This window comes from Corynebacterium halotolerans YIM 70093 = DSM 44683 (genome assembly GCF_000341345.1).
Classification (GTDB): Bacteria; Actinomycetota; Actinomycetes; order Mycobacteriales; family Mycobacteriaceae; genus Corynebacterium; species Corynebacterium halotolerans.
Genome location: NC_020302.1, coordinates 1,977,823 through 1,992,038, shown reverse-complemented (window position 1 = coordinate 1,992,038; position 14,216 = coordinate 1,977,823). Strand labels below are relative to the sequence as shown.

The following is a 14,216-nucleotide window of genomic DNA, read 5'->3' as shown; positions in this document are numbered from 1 at the left end:
CGCATTCCGCGCGGCGGTGGGGCGGGGCTGTCGCGTGTCCGTCTCCGCCGGGGGCGGGCCGGGCGCCGTACCGGTCGCCAAACCCGCGCGGTGCCGTTACCTTGGGGGGTGTGAACTACACCGGTACCATCAACGTCCGTTCCATCCTGCCCTCTGAGCTGGCCGATCTCTCGCGCCTGGCCATGAACCTGCGCTGGTCCTGGCGCAATGAGGCGCGTGAGCTCTTCCGTGAGATCGACCCGGAGCTGTGGGACGCCGCCGGCGAATCGCCCGTGGCCTTCCTGGCGAAGGTCCCGGCCTCCCGACTCAACGAGCTGGCCAATGACCCCTCCTTCGTGGAGCGGCTGCGCACCGAGGTCGCCGATCTGGAGGACCACCTCACCGCCGGACTGTGGTACCAGAAGACCCGCGAGGCCGAGGGGCCGCTGGCCGACCTCGGCCCCACCGATCCGCTCGTCGCCTACTTCTCCATGGAGTTCGGCGTCCACCCGTCCCTGCCGATCTACTCCGGCGGCCTCGGCATCCTCGCCGGCGACCACCTCAAGTCCGCCTCCGACCTGGGCCTGCCGCTGATCGGCGTCGGTCTGCTCTACACCCACGGCTACTTCACCCAGTCGTTGTCCGCCGACGGCTGGCAGGAGGAGACCTACACCTACCACGATCCGGCCCACCTGCCGATCGAGCCGGTGCTCGACGCCGAGGGCAACCAGCTGACCGTCACCGTCGGCTTCCCCGAGGGCCGCCACATCACCATCGCCCTGTGGGTGGCCACCGTGGGACGGGTCCCGCTGCTGCTGCTCGACACCAACATCGAGGCCAACCCGTCCGACATGCGCGAGGTCACCGACCGCCTCTACGGCGGCGACGCCGAGCACCGCATCAAGCAGGAGCTCGTCCTCGGTGTCGGCGGGGTGCGCGCCGTCAACGCCTACTGCGACAACGCCGGCGTCCCGCGCCCGGTCATCGCGCATCTCAACGAGGGGCACGCCGGCTTCCTGAGCCTGGAGCGCATCCGCGAGCGCATGGCCTCCGGCCTGGGCTTCGAGGAGTCCCTGGCCCAGGTCCGCGCCGCGAACATCTTCACCACCCACACCCCGGTCCCGGCCGGCATCGACCGCTTCGACCTCCAGCTCGTGCGCCGCTACCTGGGCGACGGCCTGCCGGAGGACCAGCACCTGGTGCCGGGCGTGCCGGTCGAGCGCGCCCTGGATCTCGGCCGCGAGGCGGACCCGCACCTGTTCAACATGGCGCACCTGGGTCTGCGCTCCGCCCAGCACGCCAACGGCGTGGCCAGACTCCACGGCCGCGTCTCCCGGGACATGTTCGCCGGCCTGTACCCCGGCTACGAGGGCGAGGAGGTGCCGATCGGGTCCGTGACCAACGGCGTCCACCTGCCGACCTGGGCGAAGCCGAACATGCAGAAGATCATCGCCCGCATCGCCGGTGGCGTCGACCTCACCGAGGCCGATTCCTGGGACCACCACGACGCCGTCACCGATGAGGAACTGTGGGCCGAGCGCAACCGGCTGCGTTCCGACCTCGTCGACGTCGCCCGCGTGAGCCTGCACGAGTCCTGGCGCCGGCGCGGCAACGCCCGGGCGCAGCTCGGCTGGGCGCGCCGCGTGCTCGATCCGGACGTGCTCACCGTCGGCTTCGCCCGCCGCGTGTCCACCTACAAGCGCCTGACCCTGATGCTGCGCGATCCGGAGCGGCTGCGCTCCATCCTGCTCAACCCGGATCGTCCGGTGCAGTTCGTCATCGCCGGCAAGGCCCACCCGCACGACATGGGCGGCAAGAAGTTCATGCAGGAGATCGTCCGCTTCGCCGACCAGGCCGGTCTGCGCGACCGCTTCCTGTTCCTGCCGGACTACGACATCAGCCTCGCCGGCTACCTGGTCTCGGGCGCCGACATCTGGCTCAACAACCCGGTGCGCCCGCAGGAGGCCTCCGGCACCTCGGGAATGAAGGCGGTGCTCAACGGCGGTCTGACCCTGTCGATCTCCGACGGCTGGTGGGACGAGATGGACCAGAAGGATCACGGCTGGACCATCCCCACCGTGGACACCCATGACCAGGAGTACCGTGATCAGCTTGAGGCGCAGGCGCTCTACGACCTTCTCGAGAACGAGGTCGCCCCGCTGTTCTACCACCGCGACGCCGCGGGCGTGCCGCGCGAGTGGCTCAAGTGGGTGCGCCGCTCCCTGACGGAGCTTTCCCCGCTGGTGCTGTCCACCCGCATGGTGCGCGACTACACCGCGCAGCTCTACCGTCCCACCGCCGAGGTCAGCGAGGCCATCCACGCCGACTGCACCAAGGCGGCCGGCTACGTCAACTGGCTCGAGCGCGTCCGCCAGGGCTGGTCGAACATCACCCTGAGCAACCTGCGCTGCAACGGCACCCCGGTGGGGGAGGCCGCCGAGGCCGACGCCGGCCAGTCGATGTACCTGACCGTCGAGGCGGACCTCGGCATGCTCACCGAGGGCGACGTCCAGGTTCAGGCGGTCATCGGCAACGAGAAGGGGGAGCGTCGGATCATCGACATGACCGACGGGGGAGAGGACGGCTACTCCGCCGAGCTGTCCACGGACACCCCGGGCGCCTACCACTACACGGTCCGCGCCGTGCCCAGCCACGAGCTGCTGGTCTCCCCGGCGGAGCTGGGCCTGGTCACCTACTACTCCTAGCCGCACCGGAACGGCCCCCGCCCGGCCCCTCGAGGGGAGGAGCCGGGCGGGGCTCACGTGTGCACGGCCGGGCGGGGGTCACACCCCCACGTAGGTCAGCACCGACGCGGCGGCGGCCCTGGTGGTGGCGCTGATGGTGGGCCCGTACTCGGGCAGGAACGTGCTCATGTGGTTGACCGGCACGTCCTCCTTGACCCGGTTCTCGGCCACCGCCCGGTCCCACACCTCACGCGGGGTGCAGCCGACGGCCCAGAACAGGTAGGGCACGCCGAAGGCGCGCGGGATGTTGCCGAAGTCCTCGGAGACGGTCGTGCGCTGCGCGTCGACGGACTCCGCGCCGAAGACCCGGTCGAAGGTGGCGCGCACCGTGTGGAAGGTCTCGGCGTCGTTGTCGATGAGTTCGCCGTGGGCGAAGAACTCGAACTCGGGGGCGCGCTCACAGCCGGAGGCCTGGCACTCGGCGACCACGACGCGCTTGATCGCGGCGTAGACGCGGCTTTTGACGGTGTCGTCGTAGAAGCGGCAGTTTAGCACCAGCTCCGCGCGGGCGGGGACGATGTTGTTCGTCGACCCCGACTTCAGGGTGCCCACCGAGACCACCGCGAAGTCGTTGGGGTCGACCTCGCGGCCGACGATGCCCTGCAGACGGATGACCACCATCGCCGCCACATAGGTCGGGTCGATCGAGTTGTGCGGCATGGATCCGTGGGCGCTGCGACCGTGGATGGTGATGCGGATGGAGTCACAGGCGGCGAACTGCGGCCCGGCCTTCGTCTGCACCTCGCCGGCGCGGCCGGGCATGACGTGCTGACCCAGGCAGACGTCGGGGTGGGGCACCCGGTTGAGCAGCCCGTCGGCGACCATGGCGTTCGCGCCGGTGGCGCTTTCCTCGGCGGGCTGGAACAGGGCGATGAACGTGCCCTGCCAGGCCTCCCGGTGGGTGTCGAGAATCGCGCAGGCGCCCAGCAGGGCGGCGGTGTGCATGTCGTGGCCGCAGGCGTGCATGACGCCGGTGGAGTTGCCGTCCGCGCCGGCCCGCAGCCGGGTGGAGGCGAACGGCACGCCCGTCTCCTCCCGGATGGGCAGGGCGTCGAAGTCGGCGCGGAAGAGCGCGGTCGGACCGTCGCCGTTGTGGAAGACGGCCACGACGCCGAATCCGCCGATGGGGGAGACGATCTCGCAGTCGAAGCGCTCGAGCATCTTCAGGATCTTGGCCGAGGTCTCCTGCTCGTGGCCGGACAGCTCCGGGTGCTCGTGGAGATCCTCGTAGAAGGCGCGCTGCCAGGACAGGTCAGCCTGATGGTCCCGAAGCAGGCGAGCGATGTCGCTCATGGGGTGGGGGTCAACTCCTCATATTCGTGATGGTGAACTCTCGTGCGAGATTGACCACACTTCTATCACGCTTCGGGGAGAGGTATCACCTCCGACGCTCCGGTCGTCCCACCACAGGTGATCCCTACACGAGCGGATTGTATTTCAGACAGTTGCGCTCGGCGGGGCACTCGGTGGAGATGCGGATACCGCGCGCGATCCTTCCCCCGTCCCGCAGGCCGTACATCGCGGAGACCACCCGGTCGCGGATATTGTACGGTGAGAGCGTGTTGACGTAGATCTTCGTGCCGCCCTCGAAGCCCGCGAGCGTCGACACGCGCCACTTGATGCGCACCCGCCACGGCATGGGCAGGTCCAGGTCGATGGGCTTGTGCAGCCACTCCTCGTTGCAGGGCACGTCCGCCCCGGCGGCGGCGTGGCAGGCGTGGAGCAGGTCACTCATGCCGCGGACCTCCTCCTCGGACTGCAGCCACGGGTGGGGCTGCCGGGACTTCGAGTACACCTCCAGGGTGGGGAAGCGGTGCCCGAAGCCGGCGAAGCAGATGGCGTGGTCGTTCTCCGCGATGATCAGGTTCCGGTACCCGGCGTAGTCGACGGCCCACTCGTTGTACAGGTTGGGGTTGCGCCGCAACCGCTCGATCTCCGTCTCGGCCTGCACGCCGCGCTCGTCGATGGCCACGAGCTGCTTGTGCAGGTGGTCGAAGGAGGCGCCCGCGGGCGCGAGCCAGTTCTGGAAGGCGGCCACGTACGGCACGTAGCGGTTGCGGTGGTACAGGTCGGCGATCGCGTCGACGGTGAAGGAGATGAACGCGTGGTGCTCCTCCGGGGTCAACGTGCCCGAGGAGGCCAGCTGGTTGTCGTGCGTGGCGCCGTCGACGAAGTGGCGGCGGGCGATGATGACGTCGTGGCCGCCGCCGAAGTACGCGTCGGCCAGGTCGATGAGCTCGTCCCCGGACACGTCCGGGTCCTGACCGGCGGCACGCAGGCGGGTGCGCGCGATGTCCAGGACGTGCGCGCGCCCCGTCTCGTCCGCCAGGTAGGCGGCCTTGCGGGCGGCGGTTTCGGGATCCATCCGGAAGCCGTAGTTCTTCGCCCAGTAGTCGTAGGAGACGATCTCGAACAGGTTCGGCACCCGCCGGAACTCGGCGCGGTGCCCGGCCAGCTCACCGGGCAACAGCCCTGACAGGGTCCGCCAGCCGCCGTCCTCACGCACCATCCGGGACTTCTCCGGCGGGGTGGCCAGCGGGGTGGCCTCGCAGAAGGCGCAGCGGTGGGTGAAGTCGTGCTTTCCCAGCGGGGTGGGATCGGTGGCCGGGCGGGAAAGGGGCCGGTTGCCGCGGCCGGGCACGGTCCAGACCTCGGTGCCCGTGAGAGGGTTGACCTGCTTGATCGTCCCGTCGGCCATCGTGGTCAACGGCTGGCGGTGGGCGGGCACGGGGATGCTCATGGGCTCAGGATATTGATTAGGCTGGGACCATGCCTGTCATCCAGTTCGATGTCCTCATTCCCGTCGACCGCGCCACCGGGCTGCGCGACGTCTTCGACCGTGCCGTCGGCAGGCTGGTCGACGGCGGGCGCGCCACCGGTGGCTCCGTCACCCTCGACCCGCAGCCACCGCTCGCCGACGGGGTCGAGCAGCAGTTGCGCGCCACCTACCGCGAGGAACACGACGGCGCGGAGCTCGAGGACGCCGCCGTCGCCCGCTACCGCATCACCGTCGAGGGACTCGACGGCTCCGTCAACCAGCTGACCATGGCGCTGTCGCGCATCCTCACCCCACGGGCCGACCTGCCGGCCGACCCGGTGCTGCTCGAGAACGAACTCGCCCACGAGCTGCCCGCGACCTACCCCTGGGCCGTGGAGATCCTCAGGTAGTCCGCCGCGAGGCGGGCGCCGGCCTCGCGCAGCTGCGTGGCGACGTCCGTCCCCCCGTCGCCGGAGAGTTCGGCGACGAGCGTGCCCCGCGGAGGTACGGCGTCGACGCGCCCCGCCGCGATCCCCAGCGCCGCCCCCGTGCCCGCGACCAGGTCGGCGATGGTGCCGACCACCTTCCCACCCGTCGACTGTTCGTCGAAGGCGCCCTCACCGGTGATCACGAGATCGGCCTCCGGGATCATCTCGTCCAGGCCGAGCGCCTGGGCCACCAGCGGCGCGCCGGGTACGACGATCACGTGGTCGGAGGTGCCGTGGAGCATCGTCGACAGCCAGTGCAGCGAGACCGGCACCGCGCCCGCGGCACCGAATCCGGGGGTGGCGGGATCCACCCCGGTGACCTCGCACAGCCGGGCCAGGCCGGCGTCGAGCAGCTCGACGTCCTCGGGGCCGGCGCCCTTCTGCGGGCCGAAGACCGCCGCGGCACCGGTCGGACCGGTGACGGGGGCGTCGACGTCGGTGAGCAGCACCCACTCGAGCGAGGCGGCCGGGATGTTGAGCTGGGCGGTGTCGATGTAGTCCAGGTCGCGCAGGGCCCCGCCGCCGGGACGCAGGGCGTAACCCGCCGCGTTCAGGGGGGTCGCGCCGAGGGCGACCAGGATGCCCGTGCCGCCGTCGACGGTCGCCGACCCGCCCAGGCACAGGGTGATGCGGCGTGCGCCGCGGGACTCGGCGTCGGCGATCAGCACGCCGGTGCCGTAGGTGTCACCGGTCAAGGGAACCGGCTTGTCCGCCACCGCGGGAAGCCCGGTCGCGGCGGCGACGTCGATGTAGGCGGTGGCGGTCTCCGCGTCGTAGATGTAGGAGGCCTCGGTCAGGCGGCCGGCGGCGTCGGTCGTCGGCAGCGTGACGGTCCGGCCGCTGAAGGTGGCCGCGGTACCCTCCCCGCCGTCCGCCATGGGGGCCAGGGTGATCTCGGCGTCGCGGATGACCGATCGGGCGCCCTCACCCAGGTGGCGGGCGGCCTCCTCGGCGGTGGCGGTGCCCTTGAAGGAATCGGGGGCGACGATGATGCGGACCCGGCTGGGGCCGGCGGCGGGGAAAACCATGGACGGCATCCTTTCACGGTGGTGGGGCGGCGTCCGCCGGGGTGGTCCGCGGACCCGTCCAAGTGTATTTGGGAGGGCGGGCGCAGCCGACCGCCGGTAGGGTGACCGGGGGACAGGGCCGACCCGTGACTTGCGTGCAGGCCGTCTTGCGTGAAAACTGTTAACCGTTAGAAATCGCCGTGGCCGCCAACCCAACAGGGTGACCCGTGGTCACGGTGAACGCATGCCCCGCGATTCCCGAGGCGGGCCGGAAAGGACGCACATGACGATCGACGAGCAGGTTTCGACCTACTACAACATGCTTCTCAAGCGCAATGCCGGCGAGCCGGAGTTCCACCAGGCGGTCGCCGAGGTGCTGGACTCGCTGAAGATTGTTCTCGAGAAGGACCCGCACTACGCCGACTACGGACTCATCCAGCGACTGTGTGAGCCGGAGCGCCAGCTCATCTTCCGCGTGCCGTGGGTCGACGACGACGGTATGGTGCAGGTCAACCGCGGCTTCCGTGTGCAGTTCAACTCCGCCCTCGGCCCGTACAAGGGTGGCCTGCGTTTCCACCCGTCGGTCAACCTGGGCATCATCAAGTTCCTCGGCTTCGAGCAGATCTTCAAGAACTCCCTGACCGGCCTGCCCATCGGTGGCGGCAAGGGCGGCTCGGACTTCGACCCGAAGGGCAAGTCCGACGCCGAGATCATGCGCTTCTGCCAGTCCTTCATGACTGAGCTGCACAACCACATCGGCGAGTACCGCGACGTGCCGGCCGGTGACATCGGCGTCGGCGCCCGCGAGATCGGCTACCTCTTCGGTCAGTACCGCCGCCTGGCCGGCCAGCACGAGTCCGGTGTGCTCACCGGCAAGGGCCTGACCTGGGGTGGCTCGCTGGTGCGCAAGGAGGCCACCGGCTACGGACTGGTCTATCTGACCGCCGAGATGCTCAAGGCCCACGGCGAGTCGCTGGCCGGTGCGAAGGTCATCGTCTCCGGTTCCGGCAACGTCGCCATCTACGCCATCGAGAAGGCCCAGGAGCTGGGCGCCACGGTCATCGGTTTCTCCGACTCCTCCGGTTGGATTGAGACCCCCAACGGCGTCGATGTGGCCAAGCTCCGGGAGATCAAGGAGGAGCGTCGCGAGCGGGCCGCGGTCTACTGCGATGAGGTCGAGGGTGCGATCTGCCACACCGACGGCTCCATCTGGGATCTGAAGGCCGATGTGGCCCTGCCGTGTGCCACCCAGAACGAGCTCGACGGCGACCACGCCCGCGCCCTGGCCGCCAACGGCGTGCGCTTCGTCGCCGAGGGGGCCAACATGCCGTCCACCCCGGAGGCCATCGAGGTCTTCCGAGCCAAGGGCGTCTACTTCGCCCCGGGCAAGGCCGCCAACGCCGGCGGTGTGGCCACCTCCGCCCTGGAGATGCAGCAGAACGCCTCGCGTGACTCCTGGTCCTTCGAGTACACCGACCAGCGCCTCCACAAGATCATGTCCAACATCTACCGCACCATCGCCGCCACGGCGAAGGAGTACGGCCACGAGGGCGACTACGTCCTCGGCGCCAACATCGCCGGCTTCAAGAAGGTCGCCGACGCCATGCTCGCCCAGGGCGTCATCTAACCCTCTCCGACGCCGCACCGGCCCCGCCTCCCTCCGTACCGGAGGGTGCGGGGCCGCTGTCATTCTGCGTGGACGTCGCTGAATTCCGCGTGGGATTCAGTCCACGAGCGCGCGGGCTAGGTAGTCTCGGGTGCATGTATAGAGTCTTTGAGGCCCTCGACGAACTCGTCCAGACCGTGGAGCAGGCGTACGGCGTGCCCATGACCTCCAACTGCATGGTGCCGCGCAACGACATGCTCGCCCTCCTCGACGACCTGCGCAACGCGCTGCCGGTGGAGATCGACGACGCGCAGGACGTGCTGGACAAGCAGGAGGAGATCCTGCGCGGCGCGGAGGAGCGGGCCCGCGAGATCATCGCCGACGCCGAGGGTGAGGCCAACGGCATCGTCGCCGGCGCCCACGAGGAGTCCGAGGCCATGCTCGCCGACGCCCAGCACCGAGCCACCGGCATGGTCGCCAAGGCCGAGGACGACGCCGACCACCTCGTCGGCACCGCGCGCCGCGACGCCGAGGACACCCTCAACCGGGCCCAGGCCGAGGCCGACCGGCTGGTCGCCGACGGCAACGAGTCCTACCAGCGCAGCGTCAACGAGGGCATCGCCGAGCAGGAGCGCCTGGTGGCCGAGTCCGAGGTCGTGCGCCGCGCCAACGAGGAGGCCCACCGCATCGTCGACACCGCCCACACAGAATCCAACCGTCTGCGCAGCGAGTGCGACGAGTTCGTCGACGGCAAGCTCAGCGAGTTCGAGGAGACCCTCTCGGGCGTGCTGCGCACCATCACCCGTGACCGCTCCGCACTGCGTCGGGGCGCCGGCGTCGGCGGAACCGGGGCCGGGACCGGTCGGGACATCGGTACGACGGGCACGATCCGCGAGTACCCGTCGACCCGCGGTGAGCGCGTGCGCCCGGAGCGCACCCGGGACCCGCGCGAGCAGTGATCCCGGCCGGCACGTGAAATCCCGGCCGGACAGGGTAGGATCTGGGGCGATATGAGTTCACCTTTCGTCTTCAATGTCGCCGCCCTCATGCGGGGCGGCTCCGGTGCCGCCATGCCTGAGCAGCGCACCCAGACCGGTCCCAGCCCCGTCCGCATCGGCCCCGAGATGATCGCGGTGCCCGAGGGCGGTGAAGTCACCGTCGACGCCACCCTCACCCCGCTGGGGGAGGGCCTGCTCGTCGACGCCGACGTCACGGGGCAGCTGACGGGGCAGTGCGTGCGCTGCCTGCGTGAGCTGCACCCGCACCTCGACCTCCATGTCTCCCAGGTCTTCTCCGATTCGCCGGACTTCATCACCGGCGAGCCCGACGAGGACGGTGAGGGGGGCGGCGACGACGTGCCCGAGATCGTCGGCGACGAGATCGACCTGCTCCAGGCCGTCATCGACGAGTCCGGCCTGAACCTGCCGTTCAACCCCACCTGTGAGGGCGGCTGTCCCGAGGACGGCGACTCCGACGTCCCGGCCCCGGACGGGATCTCCGGTGAGGAGAACAAGGACCGCGTCGACCCGCGCTGGGCCGGGCTGGAGAAGTTCCTGTGAGCCGCAGGAAGAGCCGGCCCACCGGCGAGGAGGCCCTCGAGGCCGCCTTCCGGGCCGTCGACCACGCCCCACTGCTGGCCCGGCTCGGCGTCGAGCTCGACGCCGACCACCTGCGCCTGGCGCTGACCCACCGGTCCTTCGCCAACGAGAACGGCCACCTGCCCAACAACGAGCGCCTCGAGTTCCTCGGCGACGCCGTGCTCGGCCTGTCGGTGGCCACGAAACTCTACGAGCAGTACCCCTCGCGGCCGGAGTCGGACATCTCCAAGATGCGGGCGTCGATCGTCTCCCGCTACGGACTGGCCGACATCGCCCGCGAGATCGGCCTCGGCGAGCACATCCTGCTCGGCCGCGGCGAGCTCGTCACCGAGGGCAGGGACAAGGAGTCCATCCTCGCCGACACCACCGAGGCCCTCCTCGGCGCGATCTACCGCCAGCACGGCTTCGAGGTCGCCCGCGACGTCGTGCTGCGCCTGTTCGCGCAGAAAATCGACACCGCCTCGGCCACCGGCCTGCACCAGGACTGGAAGACCACCCTCCAGGAGCGCCTCGCCGAGCTCCGGCTCGACATGCCGGTCTACGCCTCCACCTCGACCGGCCCCGAGCACGACCTGACCTTCACCGCCACTGTCTCGGTGGCCGGCCAGCTCCTCGGCACCGGCACCGGCCCCAACAAGAAGCTCGCCGAGCAGGAGTCCGCCCACCAGGCCTACCGCGCCCTCCGCGAGAGCCGGGGCAGGGTGTAGCGGACCGTGCCCGAGCTCCCCGAAGTCGAGGTCGTCCGCCGCGGCCTCGCCGACCACGTCCTGGGTGCGACCTTCCACGGCGTGGAGGTGCTGCACCCGCGCGCCAACCGCGGGCAGGAGGTACCCCTGGCGGTGCTGCTCGACGGCGCGCGGATCGACGCCGTGCGCCGGCGCGGGAAGTACCTGTGGCTGGACCTGGGGGAGGACTCCGCGCTGTTCGTCCACCTCGGCATGAGCGGGCAGATGCTCGTCGGCGAACCCGGCACCTGCACCTCGAAACACCTGCGCATCCGCGCCGCGCTGACCGCCTCGGACGCCCGGGAACTGGAGCTGGCGTTCGTCGACCAGCGCACCTTCGGCCGGTGGCTGCACACCGACACGGTCGACGGCATCCCGCTGCCCGTGGCGCACATCGCCCGCGATCCGCTGGAGCCCGACTTCGACCCGGTGGCCGTGGCGCGGCGGATCCGCACGAAGAAGTCACCGGTGAAGTCCGTGCTGCTGGACCAGACGGTGGTCTCCGGCATCGGCAACATCTACGCCGATGAATCCCTCTGGGCGGCACGCGTCAAGCCCACACGCCGGGCCGCCAGTCTGCGCCAGGGCGACGTCGTCACGCTGCTGGCCGCCGCGAGGGAGGTCATGGAGCGCGCGCTCGAGTCCGGCGGAACCAGCTTTGACGCGCTCTACGTCAACGTCAACGGGGCGTCGGGCTACTTCTCCCGTTCGCTCAACGTCTACGGCCGGGAGGGGCAGCCCTGCCCGCGCTGCGGCACCCCGATCCGGCGCGTGGCCTTCGCCAACCGGTCCACGCACTACTGCCCGACCTGCCAGGTCCTCTGAGCCCGGGCGGCCCGGATGGGAGGCGGCGCCTGTGGCGAATCTCCTAATCATGTGCGCCCCGCATGTTCCGGTGTCGTGTGACCGCGGTTACCGATAAAGTCGGTGTCCATGACAGCGATAGAGACGTTCGTCACCGACGTCATCAACGATAATCTCTGGCAGGTCATCCCCTTCCTGCTCATCGCCGCGGGCGTGTACTTCGGCGCCCGTACCGTGATCGTGCAGCTGCGGATGATCCCGGAGATGTTCAAGGCCGTGGTGGAGCGCCCCGGTGGAAAGGGCGCCGACCGCGACAAGGACGCCGAGGGCATCTCCGCCTTCAAGGCCTTCACCATCTCCGCGGCCTCGCGCGTGGGCACCGGCAACGTCGCCGGCGTGGCCGTGGCCATCACCCTGGGTGGCCCGGGCGCGGTGTTCTGGATGTGGATGATCGCCCTCATCGGCGGCGCGACGTCGTTCGTGGAGTCCACGCTGGCGCAGCTGTGGAAGACGAGGGATTCCGACGGCACCTATCACGGTGGCCCCGCCTACTACATGACGCGCGGTATGAATGCGCGGTGGCTGGCGGTCATCTTCGCCGTCGCCATCTCCATCACCTACGGCTTCGTCTACAACGCCATCCAGACCAACTCCATCGTCGAGGCCGTCGGTGGCTCCCTGGACTCCGACTCCATGACCGTGAAGGTCATCGTCGGCGTCGTTCTCGGACTGGTGACGGCCGCCATCATCTTCGGCGGCGTGCGGCGCATCGCGAACGTCACCCAGATCGTCGTGCCCTTCATGGCGGTCGCCTACCTCATCGTCGGCGTGCTGGTCGTGGTGATCAACCTCGACCAGGTGCCCGGCATGATCGCCGATATCGTCGGCCACGCCCTCGGCTTCCGGGAGATCGCGGGTGCCGCGGTCGGCGCGGCGTTCATGAACGGCATGCGCCGCGGCCTGTTCTCCAACGAGGCCGGCCAGGGCTCCGCCCCGAACGCGGCCGCCACCGCCACCGTCTCCCACCCCGTCAAGCAGGGCCTCGTGCAGACCCTCGGCGTCTACTTCGACACCCTGGTCGTCTGCTCCATCACCGCCTTCATCATCCTGCTGGGCAACCAGCACACCTACGGTGATGAGATCCAGGGTGCGTCCCTGACCCAGGACGCGCTCGCGGCGCAGGTCGGCGACTGGGGCGTCCACTTCGTCACCTTCATCCTGTTCTTCCTGGCGTTCTCCTCGATCATCGGCAACTACTACCTCGCCCAGGCCAATATCCAGTACCTCACGTCCTCGAAGACGTGGCTGAACGCCTTCCGCGTGGTCGTGGTGATCTGCGTCTTCGGCGGAGCGATCGGCTCTCTCCCGCTGGTGTGGGCGCTCGGCGACACCTTCGCCGCCACCATGGTCGTGATCAACCTCATCGCGATCGTCCCGCTGGCCGGGGTGGCCATCAAGCTGCTGAAGAACTACAACGCGCAGCGCCGCCAGGGCCTCGACCCGGTGTTCCACCGCGACATGCTCCCCGAACTGCCTAATGTGGAGGTCTGGGACGGCTCCGACCCGGTCACCCGCCGGAGCCCCGAGGACCTCAGGCGCGCAGAGGAGCTGAGCTGACAGCCGCCCGTGCGATGAGGCATGGTGGAGGGGCGCAGTGAGGTGATCCCGGATGGTTCAGGCAGCGGTGTCCGCGCGATCGGCGCCGGCCTGGTGGTGGTCCTGTACCTGGCCCACCTGCCCATCGGACGCGTCATCCGGCTCTTCGTCCCGGAACGGCCGGACCTCGACCAGCAGGGCACGCACCAGCTGCCGCCCACCCCGTATTTCTGAGGCAGGAGAACCGATGGAACAAACCCGACTGACCGCCTTCGTCCATGGCCGCGTCCAGGGTGTGGGCTTCCGCTGGTGGGCCCGCTCCCGGGCGCTTGAGCTGGGGCTGGCCGGTTCCGCCACCAATCTGAACGACGGCCGCGTCTGCGTCGTCGCCGAGGGGCCGCGCGCGGATGTCGAGAAGCTGCTGGAGCTGCTGCGTGAGCAGCCGTCGACCGTGAAGCGTCCCGGGCACGTCGACACGGTCGTCGAGCAGTGGTCCGGGCCGCGCGGCGAGAGCGGCTTCGTGGAGAGGTAGCTCCACGGCCATCCGTTGTCCTCCGCGACTCGGACGGTCTCGTGTCGCTTGGCGGAACCGGTCTCGCCGATCACCCGTCCGTGTGGCGTGCGCCTCGTCGGAAGTCCCGTCTTTCGGGAATTTGAGCATGTTTGAACCTGCTCAAATTGCCCGGAAAAGGGTCACCTGGAGCAGACCCCGGTGGAGGAGCCGACCACAGTGACCTGCGACAGGGGTAGACGCCGGACGATCTCCCGGTTCCCCGCCACGGAGCGCCACAGGGTCGACCTCCGGCTGGTGCGACGTCAGGGGCGAGTCACCGGCCGGCAGGCCGTGCGCCCCATCAGCGGTCCCGTCTTTCGGGAATTTGAGCATGTTTGAACCTGCTCAAATTGCCCGG

At 69.7% G+C, this 14,216-nt stretch carries 13 protein-coding genes; 10 read left to right on the top strand and 3 right to left on the bottom strand.

What is annotated here, in order from left to right:
- Positions 1-110: 110 nt before the first annotated feature.
- On the top strand, positions 111-2,684 hold the full coding sequence (glgP, locus tag A605_RS09260; RefSeq protein ID WP_015401247.1) for an alpha-glucan family phosphorylase: 2,574 nt from the start codon (positions 111-113) through the stop codon (positions 2,682-2,684).
- A 78-nt stretch (positions 2,685-2,762) separates the two neighbouring features.
- Here the strand turns inward: glgP and A605_RS09255 are convergent, their stop codons facing one another.
- Both A605_RS09255 and A605_RS09250 read right to left on the bottom strand, forming a co-directional pair.
- The gene (locus A605_RS09255) at positions 2,763-4,016 is read right to left on the bottom strand and encodes an amidohydrolase (protein WP_015401246.1); all 1,254 of its coding nucleotides are present in this window, start codon (positions 4,014-4,016) and stop codon (positions 2,763-2,765) included.
- A 124-nt stretch (positions 4,017-4,140) separates the two neighbouring features.
- Positions 4,141-5,463: a DUF4921 family protein gene (locus A605_RS09250; RefSeq protein ID WP_027004098.1), complete on the bottom strand. Its 1,323-nt coding sequence runs from the start codon at positions 5,461-5,463 to the stop codon at positions 4,141-4,143.
- Positions 5,464-5,492: 29 nt separating this feature from the next.
- Here A605_RS09250 and A605_RS09245 point away from each other — a divergent pair, with 29 nt between their 5' ends.
- Positions 5,493-5,891 carry a hypothetical protein gene (locus tag A605_RS09245; protein WP_015401244.1) on the top strand — a complete coding sequence of 133 codons (399 nt, stop codon included), beginning with the start codon at positions 5,493-5,495 and terminating at the stop codon, positions 5,889-5,891.
- Here the strand turns inward: A605_RS09245 and A605_RS09240 are convergent.
- Positions 5,861-6,997 (bottom strand): glycerate kinase, encoded by a 1,137-nt coding sequence (locus A605_RS09240; RefSeq protein WP_015401243.1) that lies wholly within the window; start codon positions 6,995-6,997, stop codon positions 5,861-5,863. The two genes, A605_RS09245 and A605_RS09240, sit on opposite strands and share 31 nt — an antisense overlap.
- 262 nt (positions 6,998-7,259) lie before the next feature.
- On the opposite strand from A605_RS09240, the gene gdhA reads away from it, so the two are divergent.
- The 8 genes from gdhA (at position 7,260) to A605_RS09200 (ending at position 13,837) form a co-directional block, all read left to right on the top strand.
- Positions 7,260-8,603 (top strand): NADP-specific glutamate dehydrogenase, encoded by a 1,344-nt coding sequence (gdhA, locus tag A605_RS09235; protein WP_015401242.1) that lies wholly within the window; start codon positions 7,260-7,262, stop codon positions 8,601-8,603.
- 134 nt (positions 8,604-8,737) lie between these two features.
- On the top strand, positions 8,738-9,541 hold the full coding sequence (locus A605_RS09230; RefSeq protein ID WP_015401241.1) for a DivIVA domain-containing protein: 804 nt from the start codon (positions 8,738-8,740) through the stop codon (positions 9,539-9,541).
- 51 nt (positions 9,542-9,592) lie between these two features.
- Positions 9,593-10,141, top strand: coding sequence for a YceD family protein (locus A605_RS09225; RefSeq protein WP_015401240.1), 549 nt, complete (start codon positions 9,593-9,595; stop codon positions 10,139-10,141).
- Positions 10,138-10,887, top strand: coding sequence for a ribonuclease III (gene rnc, locus A605_RS09220; protein ID WP_015401239.1), 750 nt, complete (start codon positions 10,138-10,140; stop codon positions 10,885-10,887). The genes A605_RS09225 and rnc overlap by 4 nt, the downstream gene beginning before the upstream one ends.
- Positions 10,888-10,893: 6 nt before the next feature.
- A complete protein-coding gene (gene mutM / locus A605_RS09215) occupies positions 10,894-11,730 on the top strand; it encodes a bifunctional DNA-formamidopyrimidine glycosylase/DNA-(apurinic or apyrimidinic site) lyase (RefSeq protein WP_015401238.1) in 837 nt (278 codons plus the stop codon).
- A 108-nt stretch (positions 11,731-11,838) separates the two neighbouring features.
- Positions 11,839-13,326: an alanine/glycine:cation symporter family protein gene (locus A605_RS09210; protein WP_015401237.1), complete on the top strand. Its 1,488-nt coding sequence runs from the start codon at positions 11,839-11,841 to the stop codon at positions 13,324-13,326.
- Between the two features lie 21 nt (positions 13,327-13,347).
- Entirely contained in the window at positions 13,348-13,539 is a 192-nt protein-coding gene (locus tag A605_RS09205; RefSeq protein WP_015401236.1) for a hypothetical protein, read from the top strand.
- Positions 13,540-13,552: 13 nt separating this feature from the next.
- A complete protein-coding gene (locus tag A605_RS09200) occupies positions 13,553-13,837 on the top strand; it encodes an acylphosphatase (protein WP_015401235.1) in 285 nt (94 codons plus the stop codon).
- The last annotated feature ends 379 nt before the right edge of the window (positions 13,838-14,216 follow it).